The organism is Undibacterium sp. Tian12W, assembly GCF_049339405.1.
GTDB lineage: Bacteria > Pseudomonadota > Gammaproteobacteria > Burkholderiales > Burkholderiaceae_D > Undibacterium.
In genome coordinates this window covers 87,939-103,563 of sequence record NZ_JBMPPK010000015.1, presented here as the reverse complement: position 1 = coordinate 103,563, position 15,625 = coordinate 87,939, and the positions used below count along the sequence as shown (strand labels likewise).

Annotated in this window: 9 protein-coding genes; 2 read left to right on the top strand and 7 right to left on the bottom strand. The window is 51.2% G+C overall.

The features are described 5' to 3' along the window. Nucleotides 1–213: 213 nt before the first annotated feature. From ACO0LI_RS19490 to ACO0LI_RS19480, 3 genes are all read right to left on the bottom strand, one after another. The gene (locus tag ACO0LI_RS19490) at nt 214–2,160 is read right to left on the bottom strand and encodes a reverse transcriptase family protein (RefSeq protein ID WP_423034626.1); all 1,947 of its coding nucleotides are present in this window, start codon (nt 2,158–2,160) and stop codon (nt 214–216) included. 384 nt (nt 2,161–2,544) lie between these two features. Then, entirely contained in the window at nt 2,545–4,200 is a 1,656-nt protein-coding gene (locus tag ACO0LI_RS19485; protein WP_423034624.1) for an SWIM zinc finger family protein, read from the bottom strand. Then, a complete protein-coding gene (locus tag ACO0LI_RS19480; RefSeq protein WP_423034622.1) occupies nt 4,197–7,523 on the bottom strand; it encodes a hypothetical protein in 3,327 nt (1,108 codons plus the stop codon). Before ACO0LI_RS19480 ends, ACO0LI_RS19485 begins: the two co-directional genes overlap by 4 nt. 217 nt (nt 7,524–7,740) lie before the next feature. Between ACO0LI_RS19480 and ACO0LI_RS19475 the strand changes: the two genes are divergently transcribed. Further along, nucleotides 7,741–7,938, top strand: coding sequence for a hypothetical protein (locus ACO0LI_RS19475; protein WP_162039663.1), 198 nt, complete (start codon nt 7,741–7,743; stop codon nt 7,936–7,938). A 14-nt stretch (nt 7,939–7,952) separates the two neighbouring features. Further along, nucleotides 7,953–9,059 (top strand): patatin-like phospholipase family protein, encoded by a 1,107-nt coding sequence (locus ACO0LI_RS19470; RefSeq protein WP_422952223.1) that lies wholly within the window; start codon nt 7,953–7,955, stop codon nt 9,057–9,059. 108 nt (nt 9,060–9,167) lie between these two features. Here ACO0LI_RS19470 and ACO0LI_RS19465 read toward each other — a convergent pair whose 3' ends face one another. The 4 genes from ACO0LI_RS19465 to ACO0LI_RS19450 all read right to left on the bottom strand — a co-directional run bounded on the left by ACO0LI_RS19465 (nt 9,168) and on the right by ACO0LI_RS19450 (nt 15,308). Next, entirely contained in the window at nt 9,168–10,094 is a 927-nt protein-coding gene (locus ACO0LI_RS19465; RefSeq protein WP_162039659.1) for a pseudouridine-5'-phosphate glycosidase, read from the bottom strand. A 48-nt stretch (nt 10,095–10,142) separates the two neighbouring features. Then, nucleotides 10,143–11,234 (bottom strand): carbohydrate kinase, encoded by a 1,092-nt coding sequence (locus tag ACO0LI_RS19460; protein ID WP_423034620.1) that lies wholly within the window; start codon nt 11,232–11,234, stop codon nt 10,143–10,145. Between the two features lie 67 nt (nt 11,235–11,301). Then, nucleotides 11,302–14,076: a tetratricopeptide repeat protein gene (locus tag ACO0LI_RS19455; RefSeq protein WP_423034618.1), complete on the bottom strand. Its 2,775-nt coding sequence runs from the start codon at nt 14,074–14,076 to the stop codon at nt 11,302–11,304. After that, complete coding sequence (locus ACO0LI_RS19450) at nt 14,076–15,308, bottom strand: ATP-binding protein (RefSeq protein WP_423034616.1); 1,233 nt, start codon at nt 15,306–15,308, stop codon at nt 14,076–14,078. Before ACO0LI_RS19450 ends, ACO0LI_RS19455 begins: the two co-directional genes overlap by 1 nt. Between the last annotated feature and the right edge of the window lie 317 nt (nt 15,309–15,625).

Here is a 15,625-nt window from a genome sequence, read left to right as displayed (position 1 = left end):
CCGCAACACACCCAACATAGCAGCAAATTCATGGACGTAGGGCGCATTGTAATGCGCCGTATGTAAGCGCCGAGCACGGCAATGATTTCTTCCTACGGAATGCGGCATTCCCATGCGGCGCATTGCAATGCGCCCTACATCACGGAAATTGCCTGTTCTATTAATGATGACCAGGCAGCTGAACACAACGCACCATATCTGACGGCTGCTTACTCAACCCAAAAAAACCACACTCAAAGCCAGCATCACCATAACCCACACCAGACTGCTACGGCGGGTGATCAGGCCGAGAGAAATTAGCGCGATGCCAAATGTCAGCGGATAAAGGCTGTGCAGACTGGCTGAAAATATAGCGCACAAAAGAACCTGAAAGACGCGGCCTAGCGTGCCATAGAGGCGCTTGTTGAGTTTGTTTTTTTCTGCTGCAGTATAGTTTTCCGGGTTTACAGCGCTGGCAGCATTAGTAGCCTGGTTGCCATTATTTTTTGCACCATCAAATTGCCCGGCTTTGGGTGCTGCCGCAGCTTTCTTTTCTTCTTTCGCAGCTTGTTTTACAGCCTTCTTCTCTTCCGCCACTTGCTGTGCAGTTTGCTCCAGCACGGGTGCGGCGGCTTCCTGTACTTGCCACCAATCCTGGCCGTTTGCTCTTTGCGGTGTCTTGCCGCTGGCGACTTGTTGCCGTAATGTTGGCCTTGTCACGCGTGTCGTTGACTGCGTTGTTGCATATTGCGCTCGCAATGCCTTGATGCGTTGCAGCCATGGTTTGCCTTTTGCCGGGTTGACCATGCAGACATAGCGGGCATAGCCTTCCAATGCCCCTAACACATCGGTATTGCCATTCCAGTGATAACCAGCCGGACCATTTTTTTCTACCTGATGCAGCGTGGCGCGGAAGCGGTGCAGAGTCTTGGCATCTATCGTCGGGCTATGATTGACGACGATGCCGGTGACCTCCTGCTTCTGGCTATGACGCATGATGTGCTGTTTGTCAGGATGCAGGGTAAAGCCTTCATCAGCGATGATCTGTTTGACGCGCCACAGAAGTTTGCCAACAGGTGGGCGTTCTTTTTGCTTGCTAGAAAACGTCAGGTCATCGGCATAACGGGTGTATACAAAACCCAGCTTGGTCGCTGCGGCATGCAGGCGCTTGTCCAAGGTATGGCACAAGATATTCGTGATCATCGGGCTCGATGGCGCGCCTTGTGGCAGACTGCGCTTTTTGCCAGCGACAAAATATTTTTGCGTATCAACACGTACTTCTTCCGTCGCCTGTTCAGTACACAGTAAACCCAGCAAGGTGGCGATCTGATCGCCATAACCCAGGGATTTGAACACGCCTTTGACGCGTGGATATTCTATGCTGGGGAAGAAATCCTTCAAATCCAGATTGATGACCACGGCCTGTCCTACATGCGGCAGGGCATTGCTGAGTATGGAATGCTGCGGCAAGAAACCATGCGCCGCCGGATGGCATGGCACTTTGGCGAGGATATGATCCAGCACCCAATACTGGCAACGCTTGAGACGTGGCATGGGGGCAGAAATAAAGCGCTGACCGCCGGTCTTTTTGGGGATGGCGAAACGCTGATAGTGGCTGACCTGACTGACCTTGCGCTGGAAGCTCATGAAGCGCAATTCGGCCAGCGGTATGCCTATGGCCGTTGCCAGGTCCAGGGATTTTTGCAGTGCTGGCAATTGATAGCGCGCCAGCTTGTCGGCATTGGTGCTGGTGTAATTCAAGCCTGTGGAAACACCCTCACCCAGATAGCCAATATCGCTCTTGCGTTTTTCTTGCCAGGCCAGTGCCTTGGCATGCCGCAATTGCGCATGTTTCTGTTTGGTCAGTTCGCGCTTTTCTTTTGCTGCTGCCATGCGTTGCTTGCGCATGTCGCGCAGGGCTGCCTTGGGGTCTTGCACGCGGCGCAACTGGGCCGTCAAGTCATTTAATTCTTTACTGAGTACAGCTTCGCGCGTGATGAGTTCGTCAGTCACCGATGGCTTGCCACTATCGGCAGGCCAGAAGCCAAGGCGGCGCATCTCTTGCAAGACCACGGCATCTTTGGTGGTCGTGCGCAGGTGGGCATACAATTCATCGCGTGTCATCTGTGACAGGGGTTTGTCAGATGCGTTTTGTACAGATGCTTGCTGTTGTTGTGTCATGACGCTGGTCTCTGTTTTCTTTTTGGCGCGCTGACATCAGCATCAGCATGCAACAAAAAGAATTCACGTTTTCCAAATAAAACAAAAACGGTGAGCCAGACAAAAGAAGGGAAAGCGGCAGGAAGCTCATCGAAGAGCCTTCAGACTGAGAGGCTCCACTCGACGCCGGAAACGACTACCGGCGTAATGGGGTTCACGGAATCCACATCGTCATTGCGCCGGTAGTCGTTTCCGGCACAGTGAAGAGAAACTCAGTGATGCATAGCTAAGCAAAATACATGGATGGCGATACACCATCCGGATTGCAAGAGCCTTCCTGCCAAAATCTATTCTAATGTCCGGCTCACCTCCTGTAAATAACTACGATGTAAAAACTTGTAATGCTCACTTCGAATTCGCGACCTGCCTGATCGCCAGCATGTGTTCACAAGGCCCACGGAACATGCGGTTGCGCACGTAGTAATCGCAACTGCAATTGCCTTCGACCAGTCTGTCATCGTTGTCCAGCCTGATCATGGTCTTGCTGAGTTTCTTGGTGTTCGTGATACTCGCGCTGACGCTGGCCTTCCATTCAATACCGCCAGCGGCAACGCGGGCAGACTGCAAATCAAGCAAGAGGTTTTTATGCACGAGTTGTGCGGCCAGCGCTTCACGTTCACTGGCAAAGCGCAGGCTGGCCACATTGATGGGTTCGCGCACCAGATCACGCCAGCGGGCTACCTGATCCACCGCGTCATACACGACGCGGCCTGCCTGCATGAGGCCGGTCAGCGCTGATGCCACCAGTTTGCTGTCGAGCTGCAATTGCTGCGACAGGCTGGCAGTGCTGGCTGACCATTGCGACGACAAGGCATTCGCCACAGCTTGCACTGTCGTGTCATCGACATCAAGACGCGGTGCCAGCAAATCAAATTGCCCGGCGCGTGACCAGTCATTGGCTGTCCAGCCGGACAAACCCATGGTGTAATCCATGTCAGGCAGATGGGCGATCCAGAAGCTAGGCAAGCCTGTGCCCATGAGCATGACGCTGAACTTGTCGGCAACGGCGATCAGCCTCTCCAGCGTCAGCAAGCGGCGGCGACCCCATATCCTGACCTCTGCCGCCTCTTTGCCGGTGAAGACAGAACGCTGGCATATCAGCTTGATGCCCCAAGGTTCAAACAACATGGTGATGGGCTGGCCTGGCTCAAGGATGAAGCGTATCGAACGCGGCCCTACCCGCTCAGTCTTGCGGCGCAGGATGTGGCAGATGCTGTGCACGTCCATGGGGTGCAAATCCAGTTTGTGGGCGGGCATGGACATGGCGGTGCTGACTTGCAAAAAACCGCGCATCCAGCTGTCTGGCAAATCGATCTTGGCTTCGTGGTATTGCTCGTCATGGCCGGTTTGCACCTGGAAGCCGTCTGCCTGAATTTCAAAACGGGTTTCTTTGTAGGCGCGTATCTTTTGAAATTCATCATACAGCGCTGAAGAATAATCAATATTTGTAGTACCACAGGAAAATTCACCCAGATGTTTGAAGACACTGTGGCGGCAACTCAGGCTGACATAAGTTGATTCATCACGGCTGAAGCATTCAAAGAAAACTTTGTCAGGGTGCACCGTGATGACAGGGTCAAGCACGATCCACATGTCCCGGTTTTCTTTGTACAGATAATCAAAGTATTCACGCTGCGCCTTGTAGAAAGGCTGCATGAGGCCATACTTTTGATTTTGCACCTTGGTCAGCTCTGCACGCAAGGGCGTTATTTTCTCGCGTAACTCTTTTTCCTGCGCCATGAAATCTGCCAGCAGGCTGGGCTCATTTTCTGCCAGCCAGGCAAAGTAAGCTGTCCTGTCCTTGGGCTGGGTGCGCAGGTCAGACACCACCACATCATGCATGGCACTGATGGCTTCGCGGTAAGCCAGCGCCAGCGTGGGTTGCAGGGTGGCGGCAAAATATGTGGGCGTGCGCAAAGTGTCAGGTGCGAACTGCATGCTGGTGGCAGTGGCGCTGTCATTCACCTGGCTATTGCCAAAATAGCGGTATTCAAACTTCATACAGACTCCGCAGAAATGGTGACTGCATCCTTGTGCAATCGTGGGGCAATGAGCTGCATGGGCCAATCGGCTGCATCAGCCAGCGCCGGATACGCAGCCTGCAATTGCGTCAATCCCAGGATGTATTGCGCCTTGTCCTGTATCGCCACGGTCAATACCTGACGCGTGAAAATCTGTGCGACAAATTGTGCATGCGCTTCAGACAGCAAACCCTGATCCTGCAGGAAACGGATCACGCGGTTTTTAACCGTGCGGGCTTTGTTCACATGTGACAAGACGCTGAGAAAGTAAGGACGCAGTTGCTGAAGGTGTTGTAGTGCCAATTGCTGATCAAATTGCTGATCAACATACGCTTGCACACTTTGCTCCAGCCACTGGCTGACAAATAATTGCATGTTGGCCGATGGATGCTGGGCAAGGCTCAATACATATTCGGCCGCGTCCTCCATCCTGAAATGGCGGGTGATCAATTGCCTGCCCAGTCTTTGTATGGCAGCCTGCTGATGGTCGCACAAGGCCAGCAACTGACTCAGCGACCATTCGTCAGCACTGATATTGCGGGCAAAATAATCTGCTGCAAAAGAACGGGTTTCTGGCCAGCGGGTATCGAGTATGCGCAGGGCATCGTTGAGGCTGGCGCGTACTTCAGGCACATGCTGGTTGAAGTAATGTTGCGCACGTAGCCGCACTTGCAAGACAGCGTGCTTGCCCAGCAAAGCCCATTGCAGGATGGTGAGGCTGGCGGCTAATGTACCTCTAGCCTGTATCAATAACATGGCACCCAGTTCCTGTGCGCCCTTGCTGCGGGCCTGCAACAGACGCCATTGCATATCCTCAGGCTGGTCCATTATTGCTGTCAGCAAAGGGCCGCTGCACCAGTGGATGATGTCGGCATGCACGCTCTCTTCACCATCAGTATTATCGCTACGGAAAATCACATCGATAAAGTGTGCCAGCAGTTTCCCAGAAAAAGTCACATCAGTAGCGAGCTGGGTAATCACCGGTGTCATGGCCGCCCGCACACGCGCATCCAGCGCTGTTGCGAGAGTCGCGACCAGATCAGGCTGCTGGCGTAATACATCGGCGGGCAAAGCCGCAAATAAACGGCTACCCAGGCTTTGCCTGCCAGGGTCTGTATCCTGCAATAAGTCACGCAATGTCAGTGGTGAGACATGGGCGATGCCTGCCGGGTGGGCCAGCAAGATATCTGTCGCCAGTGCCTGCTGCCAGAAGTTCGTTGACTGCAGCAGATCGCACCAGACGGCAATATCCTGGTCTGGCAATTGTGCGACTTGTTCTACCAGTACATTCTGGATCAGCCATTGCAGGTCATCTCGCAAAGTGTCGATCTGGTTTGCCGCCATGGTGGTTTGCCTTGCCCAGATGGACAAGCGACTCAAGATTATTTGCCTTGTCGTAGCAGTCGTAGCATGCGCCAGCAAACGGCAAGTTTCGCGTACGCCTTGCGACGGGCTGGTAATCATCGCCACGATCAGGCCAGCGTCTTGCGCATACAGCTCTGGTGTCTTGCGGATAAAAACCAGTGCAAAATCTGCGGCAGGCTGATAATCCGTTGCCAGCAAAATCATCAACCAGTTGAGGTCTGGCGTTTGCTGTGCAAAGCGTTGTTTGACGATGGCAAAAGCAAATTCTTTGGTCGGCAGATAGGCGCTTTGCAGCAAGCCCTGCAATTGCTCCAAGCTTAGCTGCTCGCAATAAGCCTGATTGTCCACCAGGGCGCGTGCAGCAAAGACGTGCACGCCATGGCACAGACTGTGTTGCATCAGGTAGAGCAATTTTTCTGGTGCGGCATCCCACAGTTTTGGGAAAGCTTCCTGCCGTTTCGTGCGCGGCGGATAATCGAGATTATCTGTCGTCGCGGGTATCCACCATTTGAGTGCGGTACGGCTGGTCTTGACCTCACTGTCATGCTGGTGCACAAGCTGGTTGAATACCATCCAGCTGGCATAGGGGGACAAAAAACGCAGTTCTGTCGTGTAAGAACGGCTTTGGTAATTCCAGTTAACCAGTCTTTGTATATGTGCCTTGTCTGCATGCACATCGTCGCAGGCCAGCAATACTCCTGTCGCCATGCTGGAGAAATCCGCACTTTCCAGCTCACCCAGACGGCGCAGTGTACGCCAGGTGCGGCGGCGCAGGTAATCGCGGGTCAGGCTGGAATACGCGACTCTGGTTTGCGGTTTTTTGACTTCATCGGCATAGCTGACATAACGTCTTTCCAGATACACGTAGCTGGTATTGGAACTGAGCAAAAACAGCGGCCAGGCTTTTTCAAAGCGCTGGTGCAGGATGCCGAACAGTTCGGCATCTGCACGTAACTCTGCACTCTTGTACAAATGGCGGAAGGCGCGAAACACCAGCAAATTCACCGGCAGGTTGCGCAACTGCTGCAACAGCAAAGGTCGCGCCAGTGAAGAAATGTCTGCCTGGTCTATCATGTCCAGTTGTTCAAGCCAGTCGTCATGACGCCATGCGCCCCATGACTTGGCAGACAGCAGGGCGAGTAATACCTCATCCATCCCTTTTTCCAAATCCGCGGCCTGCTGCGCTTTTTGCCAGGCGGCTTGCAAATCAGTGGGCCATTGCGCGATCAAGCCACGCGCATATTGCTGCGCCTCTTCGGATGTTGCCAATGCCAGCCAGGCTTGCCGCGCCATGTGTTTGACATGCGCCTCTTTGGAACGCTGGCTCAGCTCATGCATGGCCTGCCTGGCACCAATATCACCGCAACGGCCTATGGCATAGGCGATGCAGTAATCGAGCATGGCATCGGCGCTGCCCAATAACTCTACCAGGCGTGGTACGGCGGCAGGCAGGCGGCGTTCACCTATGCGCCAAACTGTGCGGGTACGCTCTGCCCTTGACAGGCCAGACCATGCACGTGGCGGCAGGCGGTCAAGCAGAATTTTTTCTTGTCCGGATACAGAGGATGGCTTGCTGATTTTTTGCACCAGGGTTTGCGACGAGTGGCCCCATTGCATGGCATCAGACTTGACTTGGTCCTGAGCTGCTGGCGTAACTGGAGCGGCTGGAATAGCTGGAGGTGCAGATGTATCTACGAAACCCTGTTCGAGCTTGCTGGCCAAAACTTGGTCATACAAAACTTCTGCCTGACTCAGGGTGACAGGGAAAGGCGTTCTGGTGCTTTCCTGCCATTCGGCATCGGGATGGCCTTCACGCACATTGACCAAATATAAGGGGACAGCCCCTTCGTTCTGCGGTGCCAGTGACAACTCGATTTCGCAATGCCGCTCTGTGGGCTGCATGCGTACCAGCTTCACCAATTTAATCACGCCTTGCATAAGCATGCTCCGGAAAGTGTCGCAAGCCGGAACAGTAATGTCAGTATTCCGGCATCATAAAGCGAAGCATTATGACATCGATTATTTTGTCAGCAATACATACTTACGTTTAGCTACAAAGATGATTTCCTCGCTATTACACTGTGAAATATGCATACAAAATGCACATGTTAGAATGCCTGCATCAATATCACAATAACATTTCCCCGGGGAACTTATGCACTATCGTCTGATCAGCCGTAATGAACAAAATGAAGTCGTCAAATCTACAGAAGCGGGCGATGATTTCATGGCCGCCGTCAGCCAGGGCGCACATCTGCGTCATGAACTCAATGCCGCATATCAAGTCGATCTGATCTCGGTCACCCATGATGGTGAAGAGCACAAGCTGGCACAACTCGGCGGTTTCGCCTGAAGAAGCAGGCATCCATGGCCAACCAGGATACCGTATTGATTTTGCAGGGCGGCGGCGCCCTGGGTGCCTATCAGGCGGGTGTTTATCAGCAATTGCATGAGGCAGAAACCCCGCTGGACTGGATTATAGGCACCTCTATCGGTGCCATCAACACTGCGCTGATCGCGGGCAACCCGCCAGAGACGCGCATTGCGCAAATGCGGGCATTCTGGGATAGCCTGGCACCTGATGCGATCAGCCGCAACAGTTTTTGGCCTAGCTTTTCGCCATGGATGAACCTCACTAATAATCTCAATACCCTGACTGCAATTACGCAAGGTGTGAATGGGTTTTTCAAACCACGCATTGGTGCTGCCTGGGACATCAACGCCAAGGTGCCGATAGAAGAAGCAGGGTTTTACGATACATCGCCCCTCAAAGCCACACTGGAAAAATATGTGGACTTTGACTATCTCAATGACGGCCCTATACGTGTCAGCATTTGCGCCGTGGATATCGACAGTGGCCAGGGTGTGGTGTTTGACAGCAAGCGCGGACGCATAGATGTTGAACACATCATGGCCAGCGGCGCATTGCCACCCGGCTTCGCACCAGTAAAGATAGGTAACCGCGCATATTGGGATGGTGGGGTATATTCCAACACACCGCTCGATGTCTTTCTGGATGAAGAAAGGAAAGCAGATGCGCTGTGCTTCATGATTGATCTATGGGACCCGTCAGAAACGCGTCCACAGTCGATCGCCGGCGCGATGACGCGCTATAAAAGCATACAGTATGCAAGCCGCTCGGCAGAGCAGTTGCTGATCTACCAGCGCATGCAAGACATGCAGCGCGCGATACGCACGCTGACCGAACACCTGCCCGCAGCAGTACGAAAGAAAGAAGAGTTGAAACCGCTGATGGAGATGGGTTGCGACCACACGATTAATGTCGTCCACCTCATCATGAAGGCGCTGCCGGACGACAATTATTTCAAGGATGTCGATTTCAGCATGGCGACCATGGAAGCCCGCTGGGCCGCCGGCATCCACGACTGCAAACGCGCCTTGCGCCACAAGTCATGGCAAAAACCCTTGCCACCGCATGCAGGGCTGGTGATTCATGAATTGCCGCAGGAGTGAGCTGCATGATAGCTGCGGGATGATGGACAGGGTGCGCTGTGCGCACCTTTGAATAACAGCAATAGTATTTTTCAGAGAGCGGGTGCGCACGGCGCACCCTACAAAATTTTACACTGTGCGCTTGCGCAAATGATGCAGAGCCAGTGCCAATTGCGTACCGACGACAGCATTGTTTTTGACCAGCGCGATATTGGTTTCCAGGCTACGGCCTTCCGTCATTTGTTTGATGCGGTTCAGCAAGAAAGGTGTGATGGCCTTGCCCGTGATGTCCATCTCGTCTGCCAGTTGCAGTGCTTTTTGCGTGATGGATTCTATCTCTTCCTTGGGCATGGCTGATTCTACCGGCACCGGGTTGGCGATGACGATGCCGCCGTTTAATCCCAGTGTCCATTTGGCGTGGATAAATTCTGCCTGTTGCTCTGCCGTGTCAAGCTGGAAATCTGCCTTGTAGCCGCTGTCGGCGGTAAAGAAAGCCGGGAAGGCTGGCTGGCCTACGCTGACGACTGGCACGCCATGGGTCTCGAGATATTCCAGCGTCAGGCCTATGTCGAGTATGGATTTGGCACCAGCACAAACCACGGCAACCGAGGTGCGGGCCAGCTCTTGCAAATCAGCAGAAATATCGAAGCTGGTTTCAGCACCGCGATGTACGCCACCTATGCCGCCGGTGACAAACACTTCTATGCCTGCCAGGGCGGCGCAGATCATGGTGGCGGCCACTGTCGTTGCACCGAGTTTGTTATTGGTCAGTGCATAAGCCAGGTCACGGCGACTGACTTTCATGGCGTCTGGCGAATTGCCCAGCAACTCCAGTTCTTCGTCATTCAAGCCTATGTGGATTTTACCATTCATGATGGCGATGGTGGCAGGTACGGCGCCGCCATCACGGATGATTTGCTCCAGTTCACGCGCAGTCTGCACATTTTGTGGATAAGGCATGCCATGTGAAATGATGGTGGATTCGAGTGCCACCACAGGCTTGGCCGCCAGACGGGCAGCGCGGACTTCGTCGGATAAGACCAGATAAGATTGCATGATGTTTCCTTTTTTTGGAATACGGGCATAGTCCGTATGATTCAGATACTAAGCTTCTTCAAAAATCGTCGGGCTGATCGTCGCTGCCACTGTCGCATCGCTTTCCAGCGTCAGCTTTGCCAGCTTCAAGCCATATTCACAGGCCAGGCGCAGATCATCTTGCTGGCGACACAAAGACCAGGCTACGCCAGCGGCAAAGGCATCGCCCGCACCTGTGGCATCGCGCACGCTGGCTGGTGGCGCAGGCATGTGCTGCATACCGTTACCATTGGTAAAAGTCACGCCTGCCACACCCTTGGTGACGATGATGTCCTGCACACCCCGTTGCTGTAATTGTTTGCAGGCTGCTTCAAGTTCCGCCTGGTTTTGTATGCCATGTCCAACAGCGGCTGCGAGTTCACCCTGGTTCAATAATAACAGGCGCAAGCCAAGCAAATCCTGCGGCAGGCGCGCCATCTTCGGTTCAGACACAGCAACCGCCATTAGCGGCATGGCTTGCTGATGCGCGTCTTGCAATAACAAGCCTATGCTATCTGTCGGTAAATTCAAGTCGATGATGGTGAAGGCAGCATGGCCCCGCTGGGTCTGGCGGCTATGCAGATAATCTGGCGTCAGGGCATCGCAGCATTCCATATGCGCCAATGCCAGCACCATGTCGCCCTCATCATTGAGCAAGGCGGTATAGCTGCCGCTGTGCATGCCAGCCGCTTGCAGACAGGCTTTGACATCAATGCCAACGGATTGCGCATGGTCAAGCATGCTGCGCCCGGCAGCATCGTCACCCACCGCGCACAACAGACGTGTGGGCATGCCCAGGCGTGCCAGGTTCTCGGCAATATTGCGGGCAACACCACCAAAGGCTTCATGCTGGCTGACCGGGTTGGAAGTTCCCATCTGCACCGGCCCCAAAGTGCGCAATTTGCGATCGATATTCGCCCCGCCTATGCATACGATAGGACGCTGATCAGGCAAAACATAGGCCCGGCCAAGCAGACGCTTGTCACGTATCAGCGCGGCAATATGCCCGGCCACGGCTGAGCGCGACAAGCCTGACTGATCTGCCAGCTCTTGCTGCGAGATAAAAGGCTGGGCAGCGATGAGCTGGTAAAGCTGTTCTTTTTTCGAGGATGGGGTGATCATAAACAAATGTACGCCACTAAAAACAATTGTTTAAAATGGTAAACATTTGTTTTTTATTCGTCAATGTCTATTTCTTCGCAACTGCATCATCCTCTTTTACCTTATCCGCCTTTTTTATCCGCTTCTTTCTCGGTTTACCAATCAGTCTCTCGTACATATGCATGGTCGCACCCTGCAACTCGGGTTCGATTTCAGTCAGCATATCCGCACGATTTTCGACGGCTGCCTCAAAGGCAAGCATTAATGGGCGAGCATGCTTTTCATAAGCCAGATTGCGCATCGCAGTTAATACCATTATTGCGGATTTTGAATCACTCAATAATTTTCCGAGGAAACCTTCGATAAATTGCTCGCTGACCAAAGCAACTACAATATCCGGCGAATTTATGAGTAGGCGTTCAAGTGCATCGTGCAATGCAACTGGATTTACCAATTCAATAGCTTTTTTTGCTAATTGTGAACAAATCTCAATAAGAAGGTAATTTTGTCGAATCAACAGATCATCTCTCATATCTGGCGGTAAAGTTGATTCAGGCAACAGGCACTGAGTAAATGCTTCATAAGCTTCATCTATTCGATTTAATTCACGAAGCACGCTAGCTAAAAACACCCATCCCATCCAATCATGAGGTTCAATATCTACTACTTTCCGAAATATCAGTTCTGCCTCCGCATAACGCTTAGGATTCTTAAAAACCAACAAACCCATTGCTATCATTGCCGAAATATTTTTAGGGTCTAAATCTATTGCTTTTCGATAGCTATCCTCAGCCTCGGTGTACTGATCAAAGTGATTAGACTGTAATTTGCCAAGGCTAAGCCATACTCGTGAATTACGAGGTTCAATTTGAGCCGACTTCCGTAGCGCCTCCATTGCCTCATCATAGCGTTGCATATTGTCGGCAAGCAGATCGCCAAGTTGATTCCAAGCTGAAGCATAATCGGGAGCAATCTCAATTGCTTTTCTATATGCAGCTTCCGCTTTATCATAGCGGAGAAATTTTTGCGCGTATAAGCGACCAAGCTTTTTCCAAGCCAGCGAATTTTTCGAATCTAGCTCAATTGCTTTGCAAAGACTTATTTCGGCCTCTTCATGATGAGTAGTAACATCCGCCAAAATACCACCTAAAATAGTCCAAGAAATTGCCAAATTTTGATCAAGTTCGACTGCCCTTCGGCTCGCAGCCTCTGCCTCATCATATCTATTTGATGATTTAACTAAACTCATAGCATACAACAGCCACCCAATAGGGTCGCTTGAATCAAGTTGAGTTAATTTCCTACAGGCATTCTCCTCTGCTATCCAATCGTCCTTTGAAACAGCAAGATCAACTTGAGCAAGAAGTTCGTCGATCATTTCCTCTTTAGTCTTCTCATAGGCCTCAATCCGACCTTTGTTGACAATTTCCTCATTGCTTCCTAAATATTCATTTATATCTTCGCCTTTCTCCCGGGCGTGCTGACGCAATCGATCAACACCATAAGCCTCGATCTCTTGTTTTTGTATATCGGAGGTTAACCTCGTACCCGCCACAGCAAACGCATACTTCGCTTCAGACAAAGCACTCGCCCCACAATCCTCCCTTAACTTAGCTTGCAATTCTTCAATGTCATACATAGCCTCAAAAAATTTTGCCAGCGAAATGACGTTCTGACGTATGCGGCGGGTAGCTCGCATTTGCAACCAGAGCCGGAACAATTGCTCCGCGATGCGATACTGGGTACGGCCATGGGCAGATGATTTCTCCACCAAGCCTTCCGCTTCCAATATACTGAATTGTGCTGAAATACTGCTGGTTGGTAAGTCTGTGAAATTGCCTATCTCTGCTGCGGTGTGTCCAAATTGCAAACCAAGGTCCGCGTCACGTACAGCCAATGCATGCATGACGACTTGCGCCTGCTCAGACAAATCTTCTATGCGGGCTTTGTAATAGGGTGTAGTGATATCCATCAATCGCTCAAAGTCTTCAACAGCACGACTGCTAGGACCGCTACGCAACAATTCAAAAATAAGGCTAAGCGCACGTGGGTTACCGCCTGTCAGTTCGAAGAGTGCTTGTATTCGGGCGGGATGTGTATGCAAACGCTCCTTCACTTCTGGCAAGTTTTGAGTTTCCGCCAGATGCTCGAGTACTCCACGTACCTCGTCCAGGCTTAATTTACCAAGGCGTTTGGGTAAAAAGAAATCATAGAAAGCTTTATCGTAACCAGTAAATGCCTCTGATAGACGAACAGAGCCACCTATGACGATAGGTGAATGGATGGTAGAGAGTGCTTCGCGTAACTTCCAATAAGCTGGTGAGTGTGGGTCTTTTAATTTGCGGCCAGACTTATCTATACGCTCAAACACCATGTCAAGGTTGTCAACCAACAACACTGGTCTGCGCTGCAAATGAATGCATGTTTCCTGTAGAAGCTTGAATGCGGCATCTGTCGAAGCACTCATCTTCTTAGCTTCGCAACGGTTTTTTTCAATAGCCTGTATTAACGCATCGGCTTCTTTGTCTTGCTTAAGATAAGCTAACTCGTCCACCAAGGCATCACAGGCAGCTAACCAGAAATCGGAGAGATTTTTTACCTGATATAACTCTTCAGGAAATGACAAGGCGATCAAATGCTCACTTAAATCTGCGTCTCGACGTATCGCAATGGCAATACGTTTGAGTAAAGTCGTTTTACCTGCACCACGAACACCAACCAGCAGATAGTGTTGAACATTACCAACCAGAGGTGCATGCGCCAATTCAGCGCGCAGAAAGCTGAAGTCATTTTGGCGTGCTACAAAGTTGGCAAGCAAGGCATCATCGCTGAGCCAATCGGGATTATAGTGATGTGTGCTCATTATAGAGTCCCCCGCCTTACCCACCAGCGACGCAATGGTTCCAGGCGAAAGCGATAACGCCTGTTACCTGAGCTTTCATCTGGCCACCAATAAGCGTCCCTTTGCAAGATATCCCTCAAGTTGATGAATATCTCTGTATGCCTTTCGGAGACATCATTCGGTAAGCGAAGTGCCAGCACTTCAAGCAGGATTTCAGGACGCACACCAGCAGGATCTGTCGCAGCCTTACTTAATAGCGCCAATGCGTGTGCAGCTTGCGTATCATCCAACTGTTGTTTCAGCCTCTGCTCCCAGTGATGGAAGTCATTATCTGCCCCCGGCTGTACCATGTCATTGACAGATTCTTCGATCAGATCTGCGAGATCTGCTTCAGCATTCTCGCGTCGCCGCTGGCGTAAATGATGAAATGCTTTTTGCAAATAATATGGCTGCGCCCACTGCACGGCTTTGACGATTACTTCTGCTATTTCATCATCCAATTGCATTTCATATTTTGCAGACAGTTTGAGTAGCATGGCGATAGCCACTTCGTCAGTGTAGGCCGCCAGATTTTGATGACTCAAGCTATTGATGGTGTCGGCCATTCCATGCTGCTGCACCAAAGTATCCAGGCCAACTGAACCAGAGATGAGCCAGTGCACAACATTGGAACCTGGCAAAGCCCGCACATCGTTACGGAACCAGTCAAGGAATCGGCGAACTCTTTTGACGCCATTTTCTGGGTCATTGCGGATGATATTAAAAAGCATGATTGGCAATTCATCGACATAGATCAGCCATCGTTGATCTATTTTACCGATCAGCGCAAGCAACTCTGAGCCAACCTTGGTCCAGTCATCAATTTCCTCGGCACCCAGATCTACCCCCAAAGTGCCGGCCCCAGGAATGGGTACCTTCACAGAACGAATACGGCCTGTAACTGCAGAAAAAGCACTACCTAGCGTACTCGCAATCTTTGCGCCTAATGAATCAAGTTCTGGCCGAAGTGCACTGTCCAGTTTTTCCAGAAAACCACGCTCGTCTATACATGCAGCAACATTAATCTCAATTGCGCGCCAGTCCTGCGAGCGCAAACTGGCAATAACAGCCCTGCATAACGATGTCTTACCAATACGCCTTGCACCAAGCAATAACACATCATCATTCTGCAAAGTATCAACAAGATGAGTGACTTCAGCATCACGCCCAAAAAAATTGTCGCCCTCAACTGGCGTGCCTGCGATGTTATCCATTCATTTGACCCCGATGAAAGTTCACTAAGAAAACTTATTGATAAATAATCTTAGTACTAAATTTTCTTAGTGTAAAGGTTTATTTTATGGCTTTCCCTTAAACAATCCTTTGCATCAGTTTTTACTGCGGCCAACACACATTCGACTTAAACAAGTACGTCAAAGACGATTCTAAGATTAAAAACAAGTTAACTTAAATTAACATTTAATGTGATGTATTTTACAACTTTAGATAAATAAATGTTAATCTTATTCGGCAGATTTGCCTCAGGGCCGGGATACATCTTCAACGCAATAATCTTCAAAACTTATTGCTT

Coding starts and splice junctions, on each gene's coding strand:
- ACO0LI_RS19450 (WP_423034616.1), bottom strand. CDS start 15,308: ATGGATAACATCGCAGGCACGCCAGTTGAGGGCGACAATTTTTTTGGG.
- ACO0LI_RS19480 (WP_423034622.1), bottom strand. CDS start 7,523: ATGCAAGGCGTGATTAAATTGGTGAAGCTGGTACGCATGCAGCCCACA.
- ACO0LI_RS19485 (WP_423034624.1), bottom strand. CDS start 4,200: ATGAAGTTTGAATACCGCTATTTTGGCAATAGCCAGGTGAATGACAGC.
- ACO0LI_RS19460 (WP_423034620.1), bottom strand. CDS start 11,234: ATGATCACCCCATCCTCGAAAAAAGAACAGCTTTACCAGCTCATCGCT.
- ACO0LI_RS19490 (WP_423034626.1), bottom strand. CDS start 2,160: ATGACACAACAACAGCAAGCATCTGTACAAAACGCATCTGACAAACCC.
- ACO0LI_RS19475 (WP_162039663.1), top strand. CDS start 7,741: ATGCACTATCGTCTGATCAGCCGTAATGAACAAAATGAAGTCGTCAAA.
- ACO0LI_RS19465 (WP_162039659.1), bottom strand. CDS start 10,094: ATGCAATCTTATCTGGTCTTATCCGACGAAGTCCGCGCTGCCCGTCTG.
- ACO0LI_RS19470 (WP_422952223.1), top strand. CDS start 7,953: ATGGCCAACCAGGATACCGTATTGATTTTGCAGGGCGGCGGCGCCCTG.
- ACO0LI_RS19455 (WP_423034618.1), bottom strand. CDS start 14,076: ATGAGCACACATCACTATAATCCCGATTGGCTCAGCGATGATGCCTTG.